Genomic DNA, 23,229 nt, shown 5'->3' on the forward strand with positions numbered 1-23,229 from the left:
GACATAAATATTTTTAGTTGCATACGAAGATTTGTTCTTATATGATAGTAAGTGAAAGCGTTATCAAAAACGGAGCGGCGATGGGAAAGGCGGTTAAATATGTTCCAGCGTGTTCAAACAAAGGAAGAGCATTTTTGGTTCGAGCAACTGTGGGGAGATTTTTGTGAAGAAAGAAACTTAATGTTTGTAGAACGTAATTTAAATCCATCACGATTTTTATTAATAGAAGATGAACATCATATTGGTACAGTAGAATGTATTAAGTTTACAGTACCTGAACAATCAAATTCTGAGTTTTTCTATCCGTTTTCTAAAAATGATTTAGTGAAAGATTTGAAAAATGTGTATGAAATAGGAAAGTTAAGTATTGCGAAAACGTCTCGGGGGAGAGGACATTTCAAAAGGCTGGCAGCTATTTTATTTATGCATGCGTTAGAGACGAAAGCGGAATGGTATATTGCAGCAGTTACAAAAAGAATGTATATGTATTTACTTACACTCGGTTTTCCAATCGAACCGATAGATAGTCCATTCCAGTTTCATGATACTTTACAAGGTGTACCAGTGCGAATTCATGCTCGAAAAGGGGCTACACATCTGTATTCTTTGAAAGAATTCCGTGATATTATTCAAGGGAATGCTCATGCGCAGGCACTTATTGCAGAATACAGTAAAAATATTATGTTAACAAAATGAAAATATATGAATATGTATAGTATGAAGAAGAGTTACTTATTACGGGCATCTGTTTTCATACAAAAAGTAGACCCTTATTCTCAGAATAAGGGTCTAAAATATTATAGTCCAAATATACTAAAAATCATTTTACGACGCTTCGGTTTCTTTTCTCTTTCATATGTTGGTTTTGCATCAGGAGTAATGTATATTGGTTCTTCTTTTTTTAGGGCAGCTTCTAGTTTTTGAATTCGTTCTAACATTTCCTCTATTTCGCGGCGATGTTGTAAAAGTTGGTATGTAACGACATCATTTGCTTTATCTTGCATTTGTTCTTCCATTCGATCTAGTCTTCTCGTAATTGTGGTAAATTGAGCTGTTAATTGCTCAAAATCATTCGATGATGTGTTTTGAACAATTGTATTTACTTGAGTTTTTAATTTTTCTACATCATTTGAAGATGGTTTTTGAGTAGTTTGAGAGTTTTGAGGCTGGTCCATTTGAGAGCGATGGTATTCTAACATTAGATCTAAATCACCTTGTGTGAAAATAAAATGACCATATTTATTTTTTTTAATCGTAAGATTTAATTGTTGTGCAATCCGGACAACAGCCTTTGGGCTAACACCTAATTTCTTTGCGATAAATGGTGTTTTATATTCCAAAATAATCCCTCCTATATATATCCTGTTGAATGATTTCTAGTTATGTAGCAAGTTCCCTTCAGGTGTGACAAAAGAAGTGTGGAATCGGCAAAGAAAGTGTTTTTTCACGAAGTTCAGCTGTTTAGCACATACTATTTATATAAATCATTTTTAGTTATCGGAAAATTGGGCTTATTATAGTTTGACGATAATAAGCTAATTAGATTATCATAATTATAAATATCTTTTTTATGTATGCATATAATATATAAAAAGGTGGTTACTAATGTAGAATTTTATTAGAGTATAAGAATGCTTACTTCACTTGAATAAATTTAAGTAGGAGGTGGCTTCCTTGCTTACACTGTAAGTAAGGAAAAGTATTTGGACATATATAGTATAAGTATAGTGATTGTTTTAATTGCCTTAACGGCATTTTTCGTTGCAGCAGAATTTGCAATTGTTAAAGTGAGGAGTTCACGAATTGACTATTTAATTGCAAAAGGAAATAATCGTGCAATATCTGTCAAAACAATCATTACAAACTTAGACGAATATTTATCAGCTTGTCAATTAGGAATAACTGTTACAGCTCTTGGGATTGGGTGGTCTGGTAAACCTGCGCTAAAGCACATGTTTGATGTGTTGTTTGCAAATTGGAACGTCCCTACTCAACTCGCAGACATTTTAGCTATAATTTTAGTATTTTTGTTTATCACATTTTTCCATGTGGTAGTAGGAGAATTAGCTCCAAAAACATTTGCGATTCAAAAAGCAGAACAAGTGAGTTTCTTTGTTGCTAAGCCACTCATTTTGTTTTATCGTATTGCATTCCCATTCATTTGGATTTTAAATGGATCAGCTCGGTTAATTACAAAGTTTCTTGGGTTGAAACCACCAAAAGGGCATGATGAAGTGCATTCAGAAGAAGAATTGCGGTTGTTAGTTTCAGAAAGTTATAAAAATGGTGAGATTAATCAATCTGAATATAAGTATGTGAATAAAATATTTGAATTTGATGATCGTATTGCGAAAGAAATAATGGTACCACGAACAGAGATGAATATTTTAAATAAAGAAATGCCTGCTGAAGAGGCTTTACAAAAAATGTCTCATGAAAAATATACGAGGTATCCGGTTGTTGATGGTGATAAGGACCATGTAATAGGCTTTGTGAATTTTAAAGATATATTTACAGATTTTGTGAAGCACCGAGTTGTTAGTGAAAAGACAGTGGAGCAATATATTAGGCCAATTATTTTAGTTATTGAATCTATCCCAATTCATGATCTATTTTTAAAAATGCAAAGAGAAAGAACACATATCGCTATATTAATTGATGAATATGGTGGTACATCAGGTCTTGTAACCGTTGAAGATATTTTAGAAGAAATTGTAGGGGATATTCAAGATGAGTTCGATACTGATGAACAACCGGAAATCCAACAAGTTAGTGAGACGAAAACGATTTTAGAGGGAAAAGTACTTGTTAGTGAAGTGAACGCATTATTAGGTTTGACTATTGACGACGATGATGTCGATACGATTGGCGGTTGGATCCTAACAAAAAATATTGAGATTTCCGAGGGTGATACCATTGAGATTGAAAATTATAAATTTTGCGTGAAAAAATTAGATGGACACTATATTAAGAGATTAGAAGTAACGAAACCTTCAGAATCGATTGTTATTGTAGGAGATGAAAAAAAGATTTCGCTCCAAGAACAAATTAGTTCGTAAACTCTGCTTTGTAGCAGAGTTTTTTTGAGCAAAATGTTTTTTTGATGTATTAGGGCTATGATACAATTACACAAGTCAGACCTTTCACCAGGTGAAATAAATGAAATGTATTATTGTATACATATATTCGGAAGGAGAACCACTATGAAAAAACATTTATATATAAATGGGGTATGGAAATCAGTGGAGACGTATAAACCATTGTATGCACCATATTCTGAAGAAACATTAGCGGAGATTGCGCAAGGTACAGAAGATGACGTTAAGGAAGCAATAGTTTCGGCCAAAAATGCAATGAAAGAAATGAAAAAATTATCCGCATACGACCGTGCAACTATTTTAGAAAAGGTTGCACAAAAAATGGATGAGAGAAGAGAAGAGTTTGCAGAGATTATCGCAAAAGAAGCTGCAAAACCAATTCGTGCTGCACGGGGAGAAGTAGATCGCACTGTTCAAACATATAAGTTTGCAGCTGAAGAAGCGAAGCGAATATATGGTGAGACGTTACCATTAGATGCTGCACCAGGAGCAGGTGGCCGTATAGCGTATACAATTCGACAACCAATCGGGGTTATTGGTGCTATTACACCGTTTAATTTTCCACTTAATTTAGTAGCACATAAGGTAGGCCCAGCAATTGCGGCTGGAAATACTATTGTGCTAAAGCCTGCCGACCAAACGCCACTTTCTTCGTATGCATTGGTAGAATTATTTGAAGAAGCTGGTTTACCAAAGGGAGCTTTCAATATAATTTCTGGACCTGGATCTGTTGTAGGTGAGGCATTAGTAAAAGATGAGAACGTTGCTAGTATTACTTTTACAGGAAGTCCGAAAGTAGGTATTGGAATTAAGGCAAAAGCCGGGTTGAAACGAGTGACGTTAGAATTAGGATCGAACGCTGCAGTAATTATTGATGAAGATGTTGAATTGACAGACGAAATAATTGAACGTGTAAAATGGGGCGCGTTTGTGAATAATGGACAAGTTTGTATTTCAGTACAACGTGTTTTTGTGCATGAACGTAAAATGGAAGAGTTTATTACAAAATTAACGAAAGCAATGGAAAACGTTGTAGTAGGAGACCCGCTTCATGAAGAAACAGATGTATCAGCACTTATTTCAAAAAAAGATGTAGAACGTATAAATTCATGGGTGGAAGAGGCAGTTAAGGAAGGAGCTAATGTTGTATACGGTGGTAACAAACGTGATGCAAGGATTTTTGAACCAACTGTATTAACAAATGTTCCAGATTATGTATCTGTTCAGTGCCAAGAAGTATTTGGTCCACTTATGACTGTAAATACATTTAAAGAATTTGATGAGGCTTTAGAACAAGTAAATAATTCACGTTATGGATTACAAGCAGGTGTATTTACAAATGATCTATGTAAGGCAATGCGTGCAATTGATGAATTAGAAGTCGGTGGTGTCATGATTAATGATATTCCAACGTTCAGAGTAGATCATATGCCTTATGGCGGTGTGAAAGAGAGTGGCACAGGCCGTGAAGGGATTAAATATGCAATAGAAGAAATGACAGAAATGAAATTAGTGTGTATTAAAAAATAAAGTAGATCGAGCTTAAACACCGCAATAAAAAACGAGCAGGAAATGTTTACGATTCCATACTCGTTTTTTATTGTTTGTTTTACGTTTCTCGGAACGATTTCATTTAATCAAGTGTACCTTTTACTTCATTTCTTGTTTGAAAATATCATCCTCGACATAAATATGTTCTTTATCTACAGCAGTGCTATGAGAGAGTACTAAACCTATTGGTGTTTCAGTACCTTTATTTTGAACAATTGTAAAATGAATATTTTTTTCAGTTGCTAATTTAATGTATTTTGATAAATGTGGGTAAGCAATGCTTCCATTTAGGAATAGTTGTAATGATTGAGAAGAACGTATGTTACCCGTTACTTCTGTATACACATTACTTTGCATTACTTGACCGATTGTTAAAGCGATTTCTACACGCTCACGTAATGTAGTTAAGTACATATTACGTTCTTCTGGTTTGTTTTGCTTTTGGCCATATATGCCTTCTTGGAGATAGTCTTCCACATTTTTATTTACCATATTTTTCACACCTTTCACTTCTTATTGTACGCATGAATTAAAAAGGATGCAAAAAAAAGTAGTTTTGAACAGGAAAATAATTAAAAAAATGAGAAGAGAAAAGGGATATATGAATAAAACTTATTTATATAAGAAGGGAAAAATAAATTTTATCAACAGAAATTAACAAAATGTGACAACAATCTATTAACGAAATGTATTTTTTGTGTTAATATTCAAAATATAAAGGGTATTCGTCGTATGGAAATGGAGGGAATGGAGGTTTTTCCAATCGATAAGGATATTAAAGAAGTATTTTGTTCGCACTTGAAAAACAACAGGCACCAATTCGTAGAGAACTGGAAAAACAAAATGATAATTTCCGAAAAAGATCCATTTAAACAAGAGGTAGTTCAAAATGGAGCGAATTTATTAGAGTTAATTATTGAGCTTATTATGGAAGATAAAGACATTAATTATCTTCAGCCATTATGTGAGAAAATTGCCATTGAGCGTGCAGGGGCAGATGCGAATATTGGAGATTTTGTTTACAATGCAAATGTGGGAAGAAATGAACTTTTTGAAGCAATGTGCGAATTGGATGTAAGCGCTCGAGAACTGAAACCGATTATGGCCAAAATACATACTTGTTTTGACAAATTAATTTATTATACCGTTTTAAAATACTCAGAAATTATATCGAGGAATTTAGAAGAAAAACAGCAATATATAAATGAAACACATAAAGAAAGGCTTACGATTCTAGGGCAAATGTCGGCTAGTTTTGTACATGAATTTCGTAATCCGCTAACTTCGATTATGGGATTTGTAAAGTTATTGAAGACAGATCACCCTAATCTATCGTATTTAGATATTATTTCACATGAATTAGATCAATTAAATTTTAGGATTTCGCAATTTTTACTTGTATCGAAAAAAGAAATGTGGAATGAATCTGAACGTTTTTTGGTAAATGACTTATTTCAAGATATTATACAATTCTTATATCCAAGTTTAGTTAATGCAAATGTTTTGATTGAAAAGAATTTGCCGTATCCTATTCCACTCGTTGGTTACCGGAGTGAAGTGAAGCAAGTAGTTTTAAATATTTTAATGAATTCGATTGATGCTCTTGAATCGGTGAAAGAAGAGCGGAAAATTATCATTGATGTATTTGAAGAGGATCAGGCTGTTCGCATTGTTATAAAAAATAATGGACCTATGATTCCAGCAGACAATGTAGAGACTATTTTTGAGCCATTTGTAACTACTAAAAAGCTAGGAACTGGTATTGGACTATTTGTATGTAAACAAATTGTAGAAAAACATAAAGGATCCATATTGTGTCGTTCGGATAACGATTGGACAGAATTTCAAATTACGTTTCAAAAGTAAACAGTCTACACCATGCGAATGGTGTAGACTGTTTTAATTTGTAAGTATAACGGTTTCTAATTTTGGATCCTCAGTTGAATAACCAACTATTGAAATTGTGTAAATTGTATTTGGTTCAACGTTGAATTTTGGAATGGTTAATAGTACTTTTTTTGTATCAGCAAGTGAAACTTCAATATCTGCTGTACCAGGGCTAACTTGTAAAAAATCTGTTATTTGCTTAAAGAGTACATTTTCAAATAAATGATCCCCATCTTTTAAATTTACATTTACAACTGGAGTGTCTGGTGAAAAATGTGCAAATCGTATTTTTGCTTGACCAGATGGTAAATGAGTATTATCAAGAATGGGTTGTAATTGGAGATGATTATCGCTATTGACCGCTGCAAGGGTATAAGTGTGATTCCCCATTATTGGTACTAATGCTGAAAATATTGGAGTTTCGTTTCCGACAGGGACAATATCAATACGGTATTTACCTTGCACTAATGATAAATACGGACTGAATTGTTTAAAAGAAATATTTTTAATAACCTTTTGTCCGTTTATTATAATATCAACTGCTGGTGTATGGGGAGCTGTGTGGAAGATTCTCATATGTGACGGTAAAGTCGCTTCTTGTGAATCTCTCTTTTCATATGCTTGTACAAGTTTTGTAATTGCATCATAGTATTTCATATAGATTTCTACATATCTTTTAGGATTGTTATATTGATAGTAACGAGCGAGCTGTTCGTAACGTGCAGCTTCTTGGCCGTATTTTTCAATTTCGGATTGAGTCATGAACATTCCTCCTTTATCATCATTACAAATATATGCGAAGCTAGAAAGAGGTTATGCAAAAAACTTGCCTTTCTAGAAGGAAAAGTTTAAATGGGGATTTTTTTATTTATAGGCAAACACACATACAAATCGATAATTGTCCTACATAAATTATAAAGGAAAGGTAGTTTGACTTTGATGGAAGGAGTGGAACCATTAGGATGGGGATATCCCCATAGTTATTGGGAATGAAGTTATGGAGGATTTGGTGCTATAGGCTGTGGGACGAATTATGGATTTGTATTATGAGTATTTCTATTAATTTTAGTGATGCGTTGGATAAGGTAATACCGATAAAAGAGCGTCGTGCCGAACTGATTAATGTGGTTAATCGGTTCTTTTTTTATTGTTCTAAACAGGTGGTACTATTTGTTAAGAAATAGTTATGATAAATGAGGCGAAGTAAAATGTCGAATTTTGTTTGAAAATATGCAATATAAAGTAGGATAATAGGAAGGAGAATAACGGGAGTTTCGTCGAAGTTTACACAATGTCAGCAATTGAGGAAAGTTGATATTATATTAAAAAAATATTCAATTTGCTGTTATCTTAAATCAGGAAGGGGTATTTAAGCGTACAGGTAGGGTTGGTCTTCACTTTCAGTTCTGAATTTTCTGTTTTTAAAATGATATTTAGCAGTCATTTGTATATTTTATAATAGTTTTTTGATAAATTCACTGCTTTTGCAGAGGATTCTTTTTTATGAAAGAAACGTCAATTTTCTTCATATACATATACAAATTGGAGAAATGGGGGAGCGCTATGCGCGATTACTTAATTAAACCACTTGTTGGTCAGCCGTATCCGATGATTTCACATGGAAAAGGCGTGTATTTGTATGATCAAAACGGAAATAAATATTTTGATGGTTCGTCTGGAGCGATTACGGCAGGTATTGGACATGGCGTAGCAGAGATAGCAGAAGTTATAAAAAAACAGGCAGAGGAGATCGCTTTCGTTTATAGATCACAGTTTACGAGTGAACCAGCTGAAAAATTAGCGAAGAAGTTAAGTGATTTATGTGTAGGAGATTTGAACTGGAGCTTTTTTGTGAATAGTGGTACGGAAGCAAATGAAACAGCTATGAAAATCGCAATTCAGCATTTTCAGGAGCGTGGCATTCAAGGGAAACATAAAATTTTGTCACGGTGGATGAGCTATCACGGGATTACAATGGGAGCTTTATCTATGTCTGGGCATCCACTGCGCAGACAACGTTTCGTTTCTATTTTGGAAGATTATCCGACTATTCCAGCTCCATACTGTTTTAGATGTCCTGTACAAAAGGTATATCCAACATGTCAACTTTCTTGTGCGACTGAACTAGAAAGAGCGATTGATCGAATTGGTGCAGAACATATTGCAGCTTTTATTGCTGAACCGATTATCGGAGCTGCTGGAGGAGCGGTTGTCCCACCGAAAGAATACTATAAAGTAATTAAAGATATTTGTAGTCATTACGATATATTATTTATTGCGGATGAAGTAATGACTGGACTTGGTCGTACTGGTGCATGGTTTGCGATGGAGCACTGGGGTGTAGAACCGGATATTATGACCCTTGGTAAGGGGCTAGGAGCAGGTTATACACCAATGGCAGCAACAGTTGTAAGTGACCGTGTTATGGAGCCAATTTTACGTGGATCACGTTCTGTAATGAGCGGGCATACGCTTAGTGCAAATCCATTGTCTGCAGCAACGGCTTTAGCTGTTATTGAATATATGGAGAAACATAATTTACCTGAAAAAACAGCAGAAAAGGGAGAGTATTTATTAAAAGGTTTGCAGAAAGTTCAGCAACAATCGACAATCATTGCCGATGTTCGTGGAAAAGGATTGCTAATTGGAATAGAATTGCAACCGTTCACAAAAGCGTCGGAGCTTATTTCAGTTGCTGCTAAAAATGGACTGCTCTTATACCAAGCTGTTTCAGGGCAAGCAGGAAAAGAGGATAGTGCACTGCTTGTTGCACCACCAATGACAACTACATATTCCGAGTTAGATGAATTACTTTCAATTTTTGTAAAGAGCGTGGAAGAGATGATGCAAAAAGGAGGGCATAGTATCGCATGACAACTATTACAAATACATTCGGTAAATTAAAAGAAATAGAGGAAGTAATTTCTTTGTTCCATGATGATATGACATTAATGTTTGGGGGATTTGGAGGAATCGGATCCCCTCCATCTTTAATTCAAGCTGTTTTAGATAAAGGAATTACAAATTTAAATTTAATAGGAAATGATACTGGATTTCCTGATGTAGGAATCGGTCGTCTTGTTACGAATGAAAGGGTTAAATCTTTAGTTACTTCTCATATTGGGTCAAATCCAAATGCGGGAAGACAATTAAATGAAGGAAGATTGCAAATTGAATTCTCTCCGCAAGGAACACTCGCAGAGCGTATTCGCGCTGGTGGTGTAGGGCTTGGTGGTATTTTAGTTGACGTTGGTGTTGATACGATTGTAGAAGAAGGAAAGCGTACAGTTGGAATGAATGGAAAGACATATTTAGTTGAAACAGCTTTAACGGCTGAAGTCGCAATTGTATATGCGAAAAAAGCGGATCCGTTTGGCAATCTTGTATTTGATAAAAGCGCTCGTAATATGAATCCACACGTAGCTATGGCTGGTGACATAACGATTGTAGAAGCAGAAGAAATTGTTCCACTTGGAAGTTTAGATCCAGAAGAAATTGTCGTCCCAGGTGTATTTGTAAATTATATCGTGCCATCGGAAGGAGTGAATTGGAAATGGGTATGGGCGTAGAAGTAAGAGATAAGATTGCAAGACGTGCAGCGAAAGAAATTCAGAATGGTATGCTTGTAAATTTAGGTATTGGAATTCCATCGCTTGTACCGAATCATTTGCCAGAAGATATGAATGTTATGTTTCATGCGGAAAACGGTATTGTTGGTATGGGACCAACGCCAAGTAAAGGGAATGAAGATGAGAATTTATGTAACGCAGCTGGTTTACCAACATCTCTTATTACAGGAGCAAGTTATTTTGATAGCTGCATGGCGTTTGGCATGATTCGAAAAGGATTACTTGATGTTACGATACTTGGTTCGTTACAAGTAAGTGAAAATGGTGATTTAGCGAACTGGATTGTACCAGGAAAACGCGTTCCAGGTATTGGAGGAGCGATGGATTTAGCGCAAAAAGCGAAGCGGGTCGTTGTTGTGATGAATCATGTTGATAAATACGGAAATGCAAAGATTGTTTCGGAATGTACATTGCCATTAACTTCGAAAAAATGTGTAGATTTAATTATTACAGACATGGCTGTCATGGAAGTGACCCAAAGAGGACTTGTCTTACAAGAATTAATGAGTCCATATACTGTAGAAGATGTAAAACGACATACGACAGCTGATTTTCATATAAGCTCAAATTTACTAGTAATTGAATGAGGGGAGTTGTAATATATGGAGCAATTAAAAAAACAAGTTTGTGATTATATTGAGGGTCATGAAGAAGAGAGTGTAAAATTTTTAACACGATTAATTCAAGAAAAGAGCGTATCTGGTGATGAAAGTGGTGCGCAGGCAATTGTTATTGAAAAGTTGCGTGAGTTAGGTCTAGATCTTGATATTTGGGAGCCTGCTTTTAATGAAATGAAAGATCACCCTTATTTCGTATCACCTCGTACAAGTTTTACAGATAGCCCGAATATTGTAGCGACTTTAAAAGGAAGTGGCGAAGGGAAATCTATGATTTTAAACGGGCATATTGATGTCGTGCCAGAAGGGGATGTAAATCAGTGGGACCATCATCCATATAGTGGAGAGAAAATAGGAAACCGCATATATGGACGTGGAACAACAGATATGAAAGGCGGCAATGTTTCACTTATGCTTGCGATGGAAGCGATTATTGAATCTGGTATTGAACTAAAAGGTGATATACATTTTCAAAGTGTAATAGAAGAAGAGAGCGGTGGGGCAGGAACATTAGCTGCTATTTTACGAGGATATAAGGCAGATGGCGTTATTATTCCTGAGCCGACGAATATGAAGTTTTTTCCGAAACAACAAGGATCAATGTGGTTTCGTCTACATATAAAAGGAAAAGCAGCACATGGTGGTACACGTTATGAAGGAGTAAGTGCAATTGAAAAAAGTATGTTTGTTGTAGAGCATTTGAGAAAATTAGAAGAGAAGAGAAATGGTCGAATTACAGATCCGTTATTTAAGGGGATTCCGATTCCAATTCCAATTAACGTTGGGAAAATTGAAGGGGGAAGCTGGCCAAGTTCTGTTCCCGATTCATTAATTTTAGAAGGAAGATGTGGTATTGCGCCGAATGAGACTATAGAGGCAGCAAAAGAAGAGTTTGAGGGCTGGATTGGTGAATTAAAAGATGTGGATAGTTGGTTTGTAAAAAATCCTGTAGAAGTAGAATGGTTTGGGGCTAGATGGGTTCCTGGTGAACTAGAAGAAAATCATCCACTTATTACAACGCTTCAACATAACTTTGTTGAAATCGAAGGGAACGAGCCGATTATAGAAGCTTCGCCATGGGGAACAGATGGAGGTTTGTTCACACAAATAGCTAACGTACCCACGATAGTATTTGGTCCAGGAGAGACGAAAGTAGCACACTATCCAAACGAATATATAGAAGTTGATAAAATGATTGCTGCCGCAAAAATAATTGCATGTACATTACTAGATTGGTGTGAGGTGAAAAAATGAAATACTATGAATCTTTTAGTGAACAGACAAAGCATTATACAGTAGAAGGGGTTTTAGATTATTTTAATAAACGTATTAGAGTTGATCACTATACAGGAAATGTTGAAAGCATCATACAAACAATCGATGAATTAGCAAAGAAACATTCTTTCACTAAATGTATTATTAAAGGAAAGGGAGAGCATGTTTCAACATGGCTCTCTTTCGGTTTCTTACTGGAAGCAACGATACCTCATTATTTTCAAGGGCACGATGCGCACTTCTTCGTGAAATATCATAATGATGAAAGACGAAATAGTATTCATTGGACTGAGGAAGATACTATTTTAAGTGGTGTAAAAGAAAAAGAAGTGAAAGAAAAAATAGTCCCAGAGGAATTTGTGTTAAGAAAAGCGATAGAAGAGGATGCGGAAGAATTAGCAATTGTCTTTGGAAAAGTATTTGAAGTTTATCCGACACCTTTAAATGATGGGAATTATGTAAAGCAGACGATGAAGGAAGACGATACAATTTACTATGTTTATGAATTCGAGGGGAAAATTATTAGTACAGCATCTGCTGAAATGAACGTGAAAGAAGGTAATGCAGAATTAACGAATTGTGCTACATTACCTGAATATCGAAAACATGGTTTCATGAAAAGTCTGTTAATTAAATTGGAGGAAGAGCTCCAAGAAAATTCTATTTTTTGTTCTTATACAATTGCTCGCTCGCTATCTTTCGGTATGAATGCAGCCTTTCATCAATTAGGCTATACATATACGGGAAGGCTTGCGAATAATTGCTACATTTTCGATAAGTTGGAAGATATGAATATATGGGTGAAAGATTTATCAAGCTATTCGAAAGCAGTAAGACTCCCGCCTCAAAATTCGGCTGTAAAGCAAAGAAGTTAAGTGGGAGTCGGGTTAATAATAAAGCCCCACTGATTAAAGTTTCACTTAACCATAAATAAGCAATAAAAATATATATACATTTCATCAAAATAATAGAACGGAATCGTCATGCTTATAATCGCACAGAGGGTGCCGGAAATTCGGCGTTGAATTTGCTGGATTTTCGGCAAAAGGGGGGATGACATTGCTAGCAGTTTCGACACAGGAAGTCATTGAAGCGATTTTGGGCAGTATAGATGAGGCCATACATGCAGTAGATGAAAATGGGATTACAATATTTTATAATACAGTTGCTGCAAAACATGATGGATCTAAAATTGAAAATGTGCTAGGAAAGCATTTATTAGAAGCATTCCCGTCATTATCCAGAGAAACAAGTACGTTGATGAAAGTATTAGATACAAAAAAACCAATCGTACACCAAGTTCAACATTACCAAAATTTAAATGGGGAAGACGTTTGTACGGTCAATACAACGTTACCTATTTTAATAGATGGAAATATTGCTGGTGCTGTAGAAATTGCGAAAGATTATTCTACTATTCAAAAGCTTACTGATACGATTGTAGATCTACAATCGAAAATAAAACGATCGACTAGCAAAAAAACGGTGAAAAAGCATGTTGCATTCGAGACAATTGTAACTGATGATTCCCGCTTTAAACAGACGAAAGAGTTAGCACAAAAAGTAGCGCCAACCGATGCGAATGTTTTAATATATGGTGAAACTGGAACGGGGAAAGAGCTATTTGTGCAAGCGATTCATGAAGCTTCTAAACGGAAAAATAAGCCGTTTATTGCACAAAACTGTGCAGCTTTGCCAGAGTCGCTATTAGAAAGTTTGCTGTTTGGCACGACAAAAGGTAGTTATACAGGGGCAATCGAACGAGCAGGATTATTTGAACTTGTAGATGGAGGGACATTATTTTTAGATGAACTGAATTCAATGCCGCTTGATTTACAAGCAAAAATGCTACGTGTATTAGAAGATGGAGTTATTCGTCGCATTGGTGATAATAAGACGAGAAAAGTAGATGTTCGTGTTATTACTGCAATGAATCAGCCTCCAGAAGTATGTTTAAGAGAAAATAAAATTCGCACTGATTTATACTATCGATTAAATGTGTTTTCATTATATATCCCGCCGCTTCGCGAAAGAACTGAGGATGTACTGTTATTAGCGTCTTACTTTTTGAAAGAATATAATAAAAGTTATAAAAAAGGTGTACTTCAAATTGATAAGGAAGCGAAAGAAAGATTACAAGCTTATCAATGGCCTGGAAATGTTCGTGAGTTAAAGCATACGATTGAACATGCTGTCATTATTACAGAAGGGAATTCGTTAACAGCAAATTGCTTGCCACGAACATTTCGGAAAGAGAAACTTCCGAAGAAGAAAAGTATATTACCGCTTAGGGAAGCTCTTCATCAAATGGAAAAGGAATTAATAGATCAAGCGTTAATTGAAACGGAAGGGAATATTTTGCAAGCAGCAAAAATGTTAGGTATTCCGCGTCAAACGCTTCAATATAAACTGAGCAAGTACGACAAAACCGCCGAATAATCGGCGGTTTTTGTGTGTTTGCACCAATAAAAGAGCGTTTACATATATAACAAGTAATGAATATGATAGTAAATATCGTTTTAGTACAGCACTTAAAAATATTTATTCTCTTATATAATAGGGTATTTCTCGCATTTACTTATCAAGAATATGAAGTTGGCATAATTATTGCTTATATAAAGGATGAGCGTATAAAAAGGGGGAATAGCAATGTTACATGATGTATACAAACCAAATCGTCACTGGAAGGATATTGAATTATGGAAAGATGTTACAGAAGAACAATGGAATGATTGGGTTTGGCAATTAACGAATACGATCAAAACTTTAGATGATTTAAAGAAAGTAATTAACTTAACACCTGACGAAGAAGAAGGCGTTAAGATTTCAACGAAAACGATCCCGTTAAACATTACACCGTACTATGCTTGGCTAATGAATCCTGATGACCCACGCTGTCCGATTCGGATGCAATCAGTACCGATTTCGGAAGAGTTATATAAAACAAAATATGATTTAGAAGATCCTCTTCATGAAGATGAAGATTCACCAGTTCCAGGATTAACTCATCGTTATCCAGACCGTGTACTATTTTTAGTAACGAATCAATGTTCTATGTATTGTCGTTACTGTACACGTCGTCGTTTTAGTGGACAAATTGGAATGGGCGTACCGAAAAAGCAATTAGATGATGCGATTGCTTATATTAGTGAAACACCACAAGTACGTGACGTTTTAATTTCTGGCGGTGATGGACTTCTAATTAATGATAAAATTTTAGAATATGTATTAAAGAATTTACGAGCAATCCCGCATGTTGAGATTATTCGTATCGGAACGAGAGCACCAGTTGTATTCCCACAGCGTATTACAGAAAACCTGTGTAACATAATTAAAAAATACCATCCAGTATGGTTAAATACGCATTTTAACACTTCTATTGAGATTACAGAAGAATCGAAACTAGCATGTGAAATGCTTGCAAATGCAGGTGTTCCAATTGGAAACCAAGCTGTAATTTTAGCTGGAATTAATGACAGCGTTCCAATTATGAAAAAACTTATGCATGATTTAGTGAAAATTCGTGTTCGTCCATATTACATTTATCAATGTGATTTATCAGAAGGTATCGGTCATTTCCGTGCACCAGTTTCGAAAGGTCTTGAAATTATTGAAGGTTTACGTGGACATACGTCTGGTTATGCAGTACCAACTTTCGTTGTCGATGCACCGGGTGGAGGCGGAAAAATTGCGCTTCAGCCAAACTATTTAATTTCACAAAGTGCGGATAAAGTTGTTCTTCGTAATTTTGAAGGGGTTATTACAACGTATCCAGAACCAGAAAACTATATCCCAGGAAGAGCAGAAGGCTACTTTAAAGAAATTTATCCGACTTATGAAGAGAAACGTTCTGATATCGGCGTTGCAGGATTGATGAGTGATAAGAAATTTAATCTTGTTCCAGATGATTTACAACGTATGAATCGCCGCAAAGATTATGAAGTCAATGAAACGCATGCTTCTTTAAAAGATAAACGTGATAAGCGTGATCAATTAAAAGATAAAAAATATCAAGCACAAATAGCAAAGTTAGATGATGACAAAAAAAATGAGGGTGACGTAGTATGAATTGTATGTGGTGTGACAGTACAGAAGCGAAAGAAAGCTTGAATACTGTATATTGGGAATTACCAGATGGTACGAAAGCCATTGAAATCCAAGAGACACCATGTATTACTTGTTCCTCATGTGGAATGGACTATCAAGCAGACCATACTGTAAAAGAAATTGAAGATCAGTTGTTTTTAATTTATACGAAAGATTTGCCAAAACAACTAACATACGAAGAGTTGATGGGAAGACCACGTTTATTAAAAAGGAATTATTTCGACTTTTAACCAGCTTTTATGCTGGTTTTTTTCTTTTTTGCCTTGTATAATGTACCCAAGTTAGAAAGGTAGGGAATATTTTTGAAAAAGACATTTTACCATTATATGATGAAGCACCGTGCAGCTTTATTTAAAAATGAAATATCAGATTTAGCAGAGGCGATGTATGATGATTTAAGTTTTCCGAAGCAATCTGAAGACTATGATGTAATTAGTTCATACTTAGAGTTAAGTGGAATGCTAGAAAGTATGTCTATATTTGATGATGCATGGGATTTATATATACAAGAGAGATAACGATATGAAGTTTTAGGAAAATGAAAGCATAATGAATACATTACTTTGAAAGAAGTGAAGTATTCATTATGCTTTTTTATTTACAATACGTCTTGCTGTTAGAACATAAATGAAAAGTGAAAGCTAGTTTAAATACTAGCTTTTTTAAGTTATATACAAATTCTACTTTTTTATTGAAAAAATTTATGAATATAAGCTTCTGTGATAAGCGTTTTTATGTAGGTTGCATATACTGTTATCAAAATCACGACGTTTAAAAAAGGAGAGATATTGATGGCAAGGAAAAAACAACCTAAATATAACGTAGGGGACATAGTCGTGATTACGCTATATGGAACCGTTGGGAAAGTTACAAATATGAAAGTTTTAGATGGAGTTTACGTATACGAAGTAAATAATCACGATGGGTTTTACGTTGAGCAAACTTTGCAGCATGTAACAGAGCAAGAAATGAAAAAGGGCGACACAGAGTGGATTGAATTAAATTATAACTTTACGTTTGGTGATCTCGTGCAAGTAACTGGATATGATAAAGATGTTTTTCGTATTGTTGGTTTTCGTACAGAAGTATGGAGATATAAAAATGATGCATGGGAAGATACTATATATGAATTGTCACGAATTACTGATGGTGAATGGTTAGAAGCTGATGAATCGGATTTAACATTACTTGCCAATGCACAAACGGCAAATGCAATTTTGAAGAAAATGAAACAAGATAAAGCGGGTATGAATAAATTAGATTTAGGAAAATTGAAGTCAATTAACAATTCGAAAAAAGTAAGTGTAAAGACGAATCGCCAAGAAATTATTGATGGGTTATTAGATATTTATAATGATTATCATTTATTATTCGATACATTTAAAGATGAAGAATATAAAATTGTTATGGATGTTGTTCAAAATTATTTAGTTAAATTGACAGAGAAAAAATAGTTAACTAGAAAGAGAGAATAAATTGAACAACAACATATGCAGTATAAGGTATGCCTACAATTATTAAAAAAATAAAAAGCCATTTAATAAGAGAGTCTGCCCATTTATCTTCATGCATGAACTCTTCTTTTGTTTGCTCTACTTCGTATTGGTATTCCATTATTATTTCCCCCTTTGGATAGCTTGTACTAACATCGTATGCCCTTTACCTACATGATATGACTTATAAAAAAAGAAAAACTATTTTTCTAATCTCATATACATAATTTTGAGATTTTTTCATAAAACAGAAATAAAGGAGTGATGCTCATGAAGGAAATTGAAGTCGTAATTGACACGGAAGAGATTGCGGAGTTTTTTTATGAGCGACTAATTGAAAGAGGGTACGTTCCAAAAAGAGAAGAAATTGAGGACCTGGCAGATATTACATTTGAGTATTTATTAGAGAAATGCATGATTGATGAAGTTTTTGATGAAGAGGAAGATTGAAAGTAACGGCGGGCTTAACTCGTCGTTTTTTACTCTTTACAAACTTGTCACAAATATAGACAAGAATTGTTGGTATAATTAAAAGAAAATTTTATATAAGAGGTGAAGGGATGTTCAAAAAAATTATTGATTCTTTATTAGGAAAGAAAAAACATCGTTCGTATTCAAGTAGTGATTATCGTCATAGAGGGCGCTCGTATTCAAGTAGCGATAATAAACGACGTTCATCTGGTTATGGGCATCAGCATTATAAAAGAAAACGTAAAAGCCGTAGCTTCTTTTCAAGTAGCTGATGAAATGGCGTCGTATACTAGCTTTATTTGATAGACCACTGCGAAAAAATACAATCGTTGCAGAGCGTTATAAGATTGAATCAGTAATTGGAATGGGCAGTTATGGGGTTACATATGTCGTTAATGATTTACAAATAAATAAATATAAAGTCTTAAAACAATTAAGGCAAAGTAAACAAAGATATGAGTCTGGTAGAAAATCATTTGAGCAAGAGAAAGTGATTTTACAAACATTAAATCATGCGTCAATTCCTAAGCTACATGACCATTTCATATGGGAGAAAAAGAACTTTTTTGTGATGGAGTATATGCCAGGGGAAAATTTCGAAGATCATATTTTCTTAGATGGGCAAGTATATGATGAACGTGAAGTTTTTGAAATTTTATATGAAGTACTAGGAATTGTTTCGTATTTTCATAGTAAAGGTATCATTCACCGAGATTTACGTATTCCAAACATATTAATGAAAGAAAATCAGATTAGTATTATTGATTTTGGATTGGCTAAATTGAAAGGTGAGGGTGATGAGCGAGCTATAACTTATGAAGGTGAACAAGCTTTGATGCGAGAAGTTCACTTTCGTAGCGATTTTTATGCTCTCGGTCATTTCGTATTATTTTTATTGTATGCTAGTTATGAATCGACTGAAAAAAAGGAAAAACCTTGGTATGAAGAGTTAGTGCTGGAAGAATATAATCGCGACATGCTGATGCGAATGTTACAAATGAAAGCGCCATACTATGAAAATGTACAAGATTTGAAAAAAGATGTAGCTTACGCTTTAGAAAGGATGGAGACCCCATGTTTCAAAAGTTTTTAGCAAGCGTTGGAATTGGAAGTGCAAAAGTAGATACTGTTCTTGAAAGAGATGAGTATACAGTTGGAGAAGAGATAGTAGGGAAGGTTCATATAACTGGAGGTTCAGTTAGCCAAGAAATTGAAAGCATTTACTTAACGTTGTCGACGTCATATGTAAGAGAAGTGGATGATAAAAAAGTAACGGCAACGTATGATTTGGAGCGAGTTCGTTTAACAGATCCATTTTCTGTAGAGCCAAATGAAAAAGTGGAAATTCCATTTTCATTTTTAATGCCAATTGAAGCACCACTAACACTTGGAATGAAAACGGTTTGGATTCATACAGGCCTTGATATTAAACGTAGTATTGATCCAAGTGACCGTGATTATATTCAAGTGTTGCCGAATGCACTATTGAACAGTGTATTAAATAGTGTAAATCAATTAGGTTTTAAAGCGCGTCATGTAGAATGCGAAGAATTACCGTATCGATTACGTAAGCAAGTTCCATTCGCGCAAGAATTTGAGTTTATTCCAGTCTCCGGAGAGTATTATGGGAAATTAGATGAATTAGAATTATTAATTTTGCCAAGTGCCCACGACCGATTAGAAATTATTATGGAAGTAGATAGAAAATCACGTGGATTGGCTGGTTTATTCGCAGAAGCGCTTGATCTTGATGAGAAGGTTATTCGCTTTACAGTAACAAACGAAGATATTCCAACGATGCAGCAAAAAATTAACAATAATATTTTTTAATAAACTATGCATAAAAAAGAAATGGGGAGGAAAACTAAAACAACCGCTCCATTTTTTTGCATAGTGAGGTTATGTATGTGAAACGATACCGACATTTATACTTGTTAAGTTGTACACTACTCATTTGTTTTGTCGCACTATCACTTTCGTATCATACCGCTTGTATTGAAAAATTTGATAATGTAGTCGCACACTTTATTCAAAGTTTCCGAAACGAGTATTTGACAACCTATTTTACTTGGGTGTCCTTTATCGGTTCAAAAAGAATATATTTCCCGTTACTCATTATACTTGTAATGTATTTTCTTCTTAGAAAAAAATATTAAGTGCATTACTTCTAACAATTAATTATTACGGATCACGTTATTTGAACAGTATGCTCAAACTATGGTATGAACGAGCACGACCTGATGTGACGCAGCTTGTTACAGCAACTGGATATAGCTTTCCGAGCGGTCATACGATGAATGCTACTGCTTTTTTAGGATTTATTGCATACGTCACAATTACAGAAGATCGTATTTCATTGCATAAAAAGTTGCTGATTATTTTTATAGCAAGCTTCGTTGTATTATCTATTTCAGTTAGCCGAATTTATCTTGGCGTGCACTATCCATCTGACATATTAGCCGGATGGGCAGCGGGCGGTAGCTGGCTCGTTTTATGTATTATATTTCATAAGGCGTTCATTAAAAAAGAACCTATGTCATAATAGGTTCTTTTTGCATGGGCTCCACATGAATATGAGCATGGTAAATTCCGAATTTTTTTCGAAGCATATCTTCAATATTGTCAGTAATACAATGGCTTTCGCTAACATCCATTCGAGCATCTACTTCAATTGTAATATCCACATACGTTTGGTTCCCATACATACGAGCACGAATATCTACAATATGTTCTACACCTGAAATATGCCCTATAGCATCAGCGTATTCATCCATTTTTTCAGGATCAATTCCATCCGTTAGCATATGAGAAGCTTCTACGAAAATTTCCCACGCGGTCTTACAAATAATAAGACCGACAAGTAAAGCTGCAATAGGGTCCAAAATAGGCATTTGGAACTGTGCTCCGACTATACCTACTACTGTACCAATACTTACAAGAGCATCTGATAAATTATCTTTTGCAGCAGCCTCTAATGATTTACTTTTTGTTCGCATTGCAATCTTTTTCGTATACTTGTATACACCGTACATAACGACAGCAGAAAATAAAGCTACCCATGCAGCAAGTACATTAGGTGCTGCTTGTTTCGGATTGAAAAACGATTGAATTGCACTAATAACAACTTCTAATCCGACCGTTGCCATAATAAAGGAAGCAACAAGTGATGCGATTTGTTCTGCACGCGAATGCCCATATGGATGATCTGGGTCACGAGGCTTACGAGAAATTTTCAGGCCAATTAATATTGCTAAAGAAGCACCAATATCCGTTAAGTTATTCAAACCGTCAGCACGTAATGCGCTAGAGAGGGTAATATAACTGATGATGATTTTCATAGAGGATAAAAATATGTAGGCTATAATGCTGACAATAGCACCTTTATCAGCTTCTTTATGAGAAAGAGAATCCATTTTAATCACTCGCCTTTCTACAAGGAATTTCTTTCTATACATAGAGTATCAAACGAAACTCGTGTGGGTCTATACAAACATTGTTGACGTTTTATAGCTTTTTAAGAAGGGGATAACAAAGTTTCGTTAAGGAAAAATATGTTGAAAAGTACAAAGTAGAAATTTATCCCGCTATTTGAGGGCAGTAAGACCCCCACCTCAAAATTCAGTTGGAGCAAAGAAGTTAGGCGGGAGTCGGGCTGCCCGTAAACGCCCGATTGGTGAAGGTTAATAATCAGTGGGGGATGAACAAAAACCCCACTGATTAAGGTTTCACTTTATTAAACAATTAATGATGATTATGGCAAATGGAAAGAGGGCGAGAATAATGATTCTCAAAATTTTTTTCATATATATTTTTCGCAAAATGACTCTTTGTAATTCCTCATGTGAGTAATATATAAGAAATGATAACAAAATTCTTCAATAAGAAGGGGAGAAAGCATTATAATATTCACTTTCCAGAAAGAGACAAAGGCAAAGAATAATTTAAAAACGAAAAAAACCTCTGATGATTTTTCAGAGGTTTTTCGTTTCTTAGTATGCTTCTAAAAACTCAGTAACTTGCTCTTCCGTTTTTGCATTTGCACTATGTAAGTGACCTAACTTTTCGCCATTTTGATATACAAGTAGGCTTGGAATACCCATTACTTGATACTCTTCAGCAATACTTGGGAACTCATCTTTATTAATAGAATACCATTCAAATTTATTGAACTCTTCCATTACATCTCCGATAAAGTTGTCCATACGCACGCAATCTGGGCACCATGTAGTAAAGAACTTAACAACTACTGGCTCCTCGCTTGCGATGATGTCTTTGAATTCCTTGTCAGACTTGATTTCTCTCATGTTTTTGACTCCTCTCAATGTCACACGGATAAGTTAGTATTTTTATGCAAAATCCGTGATTGCAAACATTTTGCAAACATTAGTGTTTTTGAAATAGATTGTTTGCAAAATCTTCGACTGCTTTTTCTTGTAGGCCTGGTACGACATGTGAGTAGGTGTCCAATGTGATGCCTACTCTTTTATGTCCTAATCGTTCACTGACAATCTTCGGGTGAATACCTTGTTTCAACATTAATGTTGCATGAGTATGCCTTAGATTATGGAACCGAATATCAGGAACCCCACTTTTCTTTATAAGCTTTTTCCAGAGCTGTGTCAAACTTCTGAAACGGCAGACCAAATCGTAGTCATTATAGCTTTCATCATATCGCTCTTTTTCCTCAGAGATTTTTTGCAGATGGTCATTTAGTGCCATTAAAGTAATGTCAGGTAAAATCAGCAATCTCTTTCCATTGTAGACCTAAGATTTCACCTTTACGCATTCCACATGTAATAGCAAGAAGATAAGCGATATAATAACGCTTTTCTTTTGCATGTTCTAAAAAACGAAGATCTTCTTCATCGATTAAAAAACCAGGGGGTTAACGCTGATTTAGTGGAGAGAGCTCATTATATCACTCTTTCGGAGGAGGTGAGTTAGGATGCGGAAATGGTTAAAGAAACTATTTTCGAAAAAACGCCCACCCTGCATTGTTCGTGAGGAACAAGAAGGTGAGCTTCAATTAAACGAAACTGATAGGATCTGTGAAAATTGTGCCCAAATTATGCATGGAAAAGGTATTGAAAGAGATGAATAG

The 23,229-nt window shown here is 35.0% G+C and carries 26 protein-coding genes and 1 pseudogene; 20 read left to right on the forward strand and 7 right to left on the reverse strand.

The genetic code is table 11. The annotated features are described in order from the left end of the window. Positions 1-99 precede the first annotated feature (99 nt). Positions 100-696 carry a hypothetical protein gene (locus JFU23_RS26795; protein WP_002085820.1) on the forward strand — a complete coding sequence of 199 codons (597 nt, stop codon included), beginning with the start codon at positions 100-102 and terminating at the stop codon, positions 694-696. Positions 697-797: 101 nt separating this feature from the next. Here JFU23_RS26795 and racA read toward each other — a convergent pair whose 3' ends face one another. After that, positions 798-1,340: a chromosome-anchoring protein RacA gene (gene racA, locus JFU23_RS26800; protein WP_002012665.1), complete on the reverse strand. Its 543-nt coding sequence runs from the start codon at positions 1,338-1,340 to the stop codon at positions 798-800. Positions 1,341-1,703: 363 nt separating this feature from the next. Here racA and JFU23_RS26805 point away from each other — a divergent pair, with 363 nt between their 5' ends. Together JFU23_RS26805 and JFU23_RS26810 are read left to right on the forward strand one after the other, a co-directional pair. Continuing rightward, complete coding sequence (locus JFU23_RS26805; protein WP_002127238.1) at positions 1,704-3,059, forward strand: hemolysin family protein; 1,356 nt, start codon at positions 1,704-1,706, stop codon at positions 3,057-3,059. Positions 3,060-3,203: 144 nt separating this feature from the next. After that, a complete protein-coding gene (locus JFU23_RS26810) occupies positions 3,204-4,628 on the forward strand; it encodes an aldehyde dehydrogenase family protein (protein ID WP_201033135.1) in 1,425 nt (474 codons plus the stop codon). Positions 4,629-4,748: 120 nt separating this feature from the next. Here the strand turns inward: JFU23_RS26810 and JFU23_RS26815 are convergent, their stop codons facing one another. After that, positions 4,749-5,141: a YueI family protein gene (locus JFU23_RS26815; RefSeq protein ID WP_002141658.1), complete on the reverse strand. Its 393-nt coding sequence runs from the start codon at positions 5,139-5,141 to the stop codon at positions 4,749-4,751. 240 nt (positions 5,142-5,381) lie between these two features. Here JFU23_RS26815 and JFU23_RS26820 point away from each other — a divergent pair, with 240 nt between their 5' ends. Continuing rightward, positions 5,382-6,515 (forward strand): BA2291 family sporulation histidine kinase, encoded by a 1,134-nt coding sequence (locus tag JFU23_RS26820; protein ID WP_002031784.1) that lies wholly within the window; start codon positions 5,382-5,384, stop codon positions 6,513-6,515. A gap of 33 nt (positions 6,516-6,548) precedes the next feature. On the opposite strand, the gene JFU23_RS26825 is transcribed toward JFU23_RS26820, so the two are convergent. After that, positions 6,549-7,298 carry a DUF4397 domain-containing protein gene (locus tag JFU23_RS26825; protein WP_201033136.1) on the reverse strand — a complete coding sequence of 250 codons (750 nt, stop codon included), beginning with the start codon at positions 7,296-7,298 and terminating at the stop codon, positions 6,549-6,551. Positions 7,299-8,099: 801 nt separating this feature from the next. Between JFU23_RS26825 and JFU23_RS26830 the strand changes: the two genes are divergently transcribed. From JFU23_RS26830 to JFU23_RS26875, 10 genes are all read left to right on the forward strand, one after another. Further along, a complete protein-coding gene (locus JFU23_RS26830) occupies positions 8,100-9,410 on the forward strand; it encodes an aspartate aminotransferase family protein (RefSeq protein WP_033708325.1) in 1,311 nt (436 codons plus the stop codon). Beyond that, positions 9,407-10,105 carry an acetate CoA-transferase subunit alpha gene (gene atoD, locus JFU23_RS26835; RefSeq protein WP_201033137.1) on the forward strand — a complete coding sequence of 233 codons (699 nt, stop codon included), beginning with the start codon at positions 9,407-9,409 and terminating at the stop codon, positions 10,103-10,105. Before JFU23_RS26830 ends, atoD begins: the two co-directional genes overlap by 4 nt. After that, positions 10,090-10,752 carry a CoA transferase subunit B gene (locus tag JFU23_RS26840; RefSeq protein WP_002127246.1) on the forward strand — a complete coding sequence of 221 codons (663 nt, stop codon included), beginning with the start codon at positions 10,090-10,092 and terminating at the stop codon, positions 10,750-10,752. Before atoD ends, JFU23_RS26840 begins: the two co-directional genes overlap by 16 nt. Before the next feature lie 15 nt (positions 10,753-10,767). Beyond that, positions 10,768-12,036, forward strand: coding sequence for a peptidase (locus JFU23_RS26845; RefSeq protein WP_002012655.1), 1,269 nt, complete (start codon positions 10,768-10,770; stop codon positions 12,034-12,036). Continuing rightward, positions 12,033-12,932: a putative beta-lysine N-acetyltransferase gene (gene ablB / locus JFU23_RS26850; protein ID WP_201033138.1), complete on the forward strand. Its 900-nt coding sequence runs from the start codon at positions 12,033-12,035 to the stop codon at positions 12,930-12,932. Before JFU23_RS26845 ends, ablB begins: the two co-directional genes overlap by 4 nt. A 178-nt stretch (positions 12,933-13,110) precedes the next feature. After that, the gene (rocR, locus tag JFU23_RS26855; protein WP_002012652.1) at positions 13,111-14,496 is read left to right on the forward strand and encodes an arginine utilization transcriptional regulator RocR; all 1,386 of its coding nucleotides are present in this window, start codon (positions 13,111-13,113) and stop codon (positions 14,494-14,496) included. 210 nt (positions 14,497-14,706) lie between these two features. Beyond that, complete coding sequence (gene kamA, locus JFU23_RS26860) at positions 14,707-16,125, forward strand: lysine 2,3-aminomutase (RefSeq protein WP_002012651.1); 1,419 nt, start codon at positions 14,707-14,709, stop codon at positions 16,123-16,125. Continuing rightward, positions 16,122-16,394 carry a YokU family protein gene (locus JFU23_RS26865; protein ID WP_002085797.1) on the forward strand — a complete coding sequence of 91 codons (273 nt, stop codon included), beginning with the start codon at positions 16,122-16,124 and terminating at the stop codon, positions 16,392-16,394. The genes kamA and JFU23_RS26865 overlap by 4 nt, the downstream gene beginning before the upstream one ends. 72 nt (positions 16,395-16,466) lie before the next feature. Next, entirely contained in the window at positions 16,467-16,682 is a 216-nt protein-coding gene (locus JFU23_RS26870; protein ID WP_002085796.1) for a YozE family protein, read from the forward strand. A gap of 273 nt (positions 16,683-16,955) precedes the next feature. After that, positions 16,956-17,618 carry a hypothetical protein gene (locus tag JFU23_RS26875; RefSeq protein ID WP_002012647.1) on the forward strand — a complete coding sequence of 221 codons (663 nt, stop codon included), beginning with the start codon at positions 16,956-16,958 and terminating at the stop codon, positions 17,616-17,618. Positions 17,619-17,622: 4 nt separating this feature from the next. On the opposite strand, the gene JFU23_RS26880 is transcribed toward JFU23_RS26875, so the two are convergent. Then, on the reverse strand, positions 17,623-17,778 hold the full coding sequence (locus JFU23_RS26880) for a DUF3930 family protein (protein ID WP_002095676.1): 156 nt from the start codon (positions 17,776-17,778) through the stop codon (positions 17,623-17,625). Between the two features lie 149 nt (positions 17,779-17,927). Between JFU23_RS26880 and JFU23_RS26885 the strand changes: the two genes are divergently transcribed. The 5 genes and pseudogenes from JFU23_RS26885 to JFU23_RS26905 all read left to right on the forward strand — a co-directional run bounded on the left by JFU23_RS26885 (position 17,928) and on the right by JFU23_RS26905 (position 20,670). Beyond that, positions 17,928-18,107, forward strand: a complete 180-nt coding sequence (locus tag JFU23_RS26885; RefSeq protein ID WP_002012644.1) for a YozD family protein — start codon at positions 17,928-17,930, stop codon at positions 18,105-18,107. 110 nt (positions 18,108-18,217) lie between these two features. Continuing rightward, on the forward strand, positions 18,218-18,400 hold the full coding sequence (locus tag JFU23_RS26890; protein WP_002141661.1) for a hypothetical protein: 183 nt from the start codon (positions 18,218-18,220) through the stop codon (positions 18,398-18,400). Further along, the gene (locus JFU23_RS26895; RefSeq protein WP_201033139.1) at positions 18,400-19,221 is read left to right on the forward strand and encodes a serine/threonine protein kinase; all 822 of its coding nucleotides are present in this window, start codon (positions 18,400-18,402) and stop codon (positions 19,219-19,221) included. The genes JFU23_RS26890 and JFU23_RS26895 overlap by 1 nt, the downstream gene beginning before the upstream one ends. Beyond that, positions 19,203-19,958, forward strand: a complete 756-nt coding sequence (locus tag JFU23_RS26900) for a sporulation protein (protein ID WP_085310912.1) — start codon at positions 19,203-19,205, stop codon at positions 19,956-19,958. Before JFU23_RS26895 ends, JFU23_RS26900 begins: the two co-directional genes overlap by 19 nt. A 77-nt stretch (positions 19,959-20,035) precedes the next feature. Then, positions 20,036-20,670, forward strand: a pseudogene (locus tag JFU23_RS26905) (phosphatase PAP2 family protein). Here the strand turns inward: JFU23_RS26905 and JFU23_RS26910 are convergent. The 3 genes from JFU23_RS26910 to JFU23_RS26920 form a co-directional block, all read right to left on the reverse strand. Continuing rightward, a complete protein-coding gene (locus tag JFU23_RS26910) occupies positions 20,660-21,541 on the reverse strand; it encodes a cation diffusion facilitator family transporter (protein ID WP_002085782.1) in 882 nt (293 codons plus the stop codon). The pseudogene JFU23_RS26905 and the gene JFU23_RS26910 sit on opposite strands and share 11 nt — an antisense overlap. Positions 21,542-22,117: 576 nt before the next feature. Next, complete coding sequence (locus JFU23_RS26915; RefSeq protein WP_001206934.1) at positions 22,118-22,432, reverse strand: thioredoxin family protein; 315 nt, start codon at positions 22,430-22,432, stop codon at positions 22,118-22,120. 79 nt (positions 22,433-22,511) lie between these two features. Then, entirely contained in the window at positions 22,512-22,874 is a 363-nt protein-coding gene (locus JFU23_RS26920) for a tyrosine-type recombinase/integrase (protein WP_201033140.1), read from the reverse strand. Positions 22,875-23,073: 199 nt separating this feature from the next. Between JFU23_RS26920 and JFU23_RS26925 the strand changes: the two genes are divergently transcribed. After that, positions 23,074-23,229, forward strand: a complete 156-nt coding sequence (locus tag JFU23_RS26925; protein ID WP_002065248.1) for a hypothetical protein — start codon at positions 23,074-23,076, stop codon at positions 23,227-23,229.

It is taken from the genome of Bacillus sp. TH50, assembly GCF_016650565.1.
Classification (GTDB): domain Bacteria; phylum Bacillota; class Bacilli; order Bacillales; family Bacillaceae_G; genus Bacillus_A; species Bacillus_A mycoides.

Coding starts and splice junctions, on each gene's coding strand:
- JFU23_RS26820 (WP_002031784.1), top strand. CDS start 5,382: ATGGAAATGGAGGGAATGGAGGTTTTTCCAATCGATAAGGATATTAAA.
- JFU23_RS26900 (WP_085310912.1), top strand. CDS start 19,203: ATGTTTCAAAAGTTTTTAGCAAGCGTTGGAATTGGAAGTGCAAAAGTA.
- JFU23_RS26880 (WP_002095676.1), bottom strand. CDS start 17,778: ATGGAATACCAATACGAAGTAGAGCAAACAAAAGAAGAGTTCATGCAT.
- JFU23_RS26915 (WP_001206934.1), bottom strand. CDS start 22,432: ATGAGAGAAATCAAGTCTGACAAGGAATTCAAAGACATCATCGCAAGC.
- JFU23_RS26840 (WP_002127246.1), top strand. CDS start 10,090: ATGGGTATGGGCGTAGAAGTAAGAGATAAGATTGCAAGACGTGCAGCG.
- atoD (WP_201033137.1), top strand. CDS start 9,407: ATGACAACTATTACAAATACATTCGGTAAATTAAAAGAAATAGAGGAA.
- JFU23_RS26845 (WP_002012655.1), top strand. CDS start 10,768: ATGGAGCAATTAAAAAAACAAGTTTGTGATTATATTGAGGGTCATGAA.
- JFU23_RS26925 (WP_002065248.1), top strand. CDS start 23,074: ATGCGGAAATGGTTAAAGAAACTATTTTCGAAAAAACGCCCACCCTGC.
- JFU23_RS26910 (WP_002085782.1), bottom strand. CDS start 21,541: ATGGATTCTCTTTCTCATAAAGAAGCTGATAAAGGTGCTATTGTCAGC.
- JFU23_RS26830 (WP_033708325.1), top strand. CDS start 8,100: ATGCGCGATTACTTAATTAAACCACTTGTTGGTCAGCCGTATCCGATG.
- JFU23_RS26825 (WP_201033136.1), bottom strand. CDS start 7,298: ATGACTCAATCCGAAATTGAAAAATACGGCCAAGAAGCTGCACGTTAC.
- JFU23_RS26875 (WP_002012647.1), top strand. CDS start 16,956: ATGGCAAGGAAAAAACAACCTAAATATAACGTAGGGGACATAGTCGTG.
- rocR (WP_002012652.1), top strand. CDS start 13,111: ATGACATTGCTAGCAGTTTCGACACAGGAAGTCATTGAAGCGATTTTG.
- JFU23_RS26865 (WP_002085797.1), top strand. CDS start 16,122: ATGAATTGTATGTGGTGTGACAGTACAGAAGCGAAAGAAAGCTTGAAT.
- JFU23_RS26885 (WP_002012644.1), top strand. CDS start 17,928: ATGAAGGAAATTGAAGTCGTAATTGACACGGAAGAGATTGCGGAGTTT.
- kamA (WP_002012651.1), top strand. CDS start 14,707: ATGTTACATGATGTATACAAACCAAATCGTCACTGGAAGGATATTGAA.
- ablB (WP_201033138.1), top strand. CDS start 12,033: ATGAAATACTATGAATCTTTTAGTGAACAGACAAAGCATTATACAGTA.
- JFU23_RS26895 (WP_201033139.1), top strand. CDS start 18,400: ATGAAATGGCGTCGTATACTAGCTTTATTTGATAGACCACTGCGAAAA.
- JFU23_RS26890 (WP_002141661.1), top strand. CDS start 18,218: ATGTTCAAAAAAATTATTGATTCTTTATTAGGAAAGAAAAAACATCGT.
- JFU23_RS26810 (WP_201033135.1), top strand. CDS start 3,204: ATGAAAAAACATTTATATATAAATGGGGTATGGAAATCAGTGGAGACG.
- JFU23_RS26815 (WP_002141658.1), bottom strand. CDS start 5,141: ATGGTAAATAAAAATGTGGAAGACTATCTCCAAGAAGGCATATATGGC.
- JFU23_RS26795 (WP_002085820.1), top strand. CDS start 100: ATGTTCCAGCGTGTTCAAACAAAGGAAGAGCATTTTTGGTTCGAGCAA.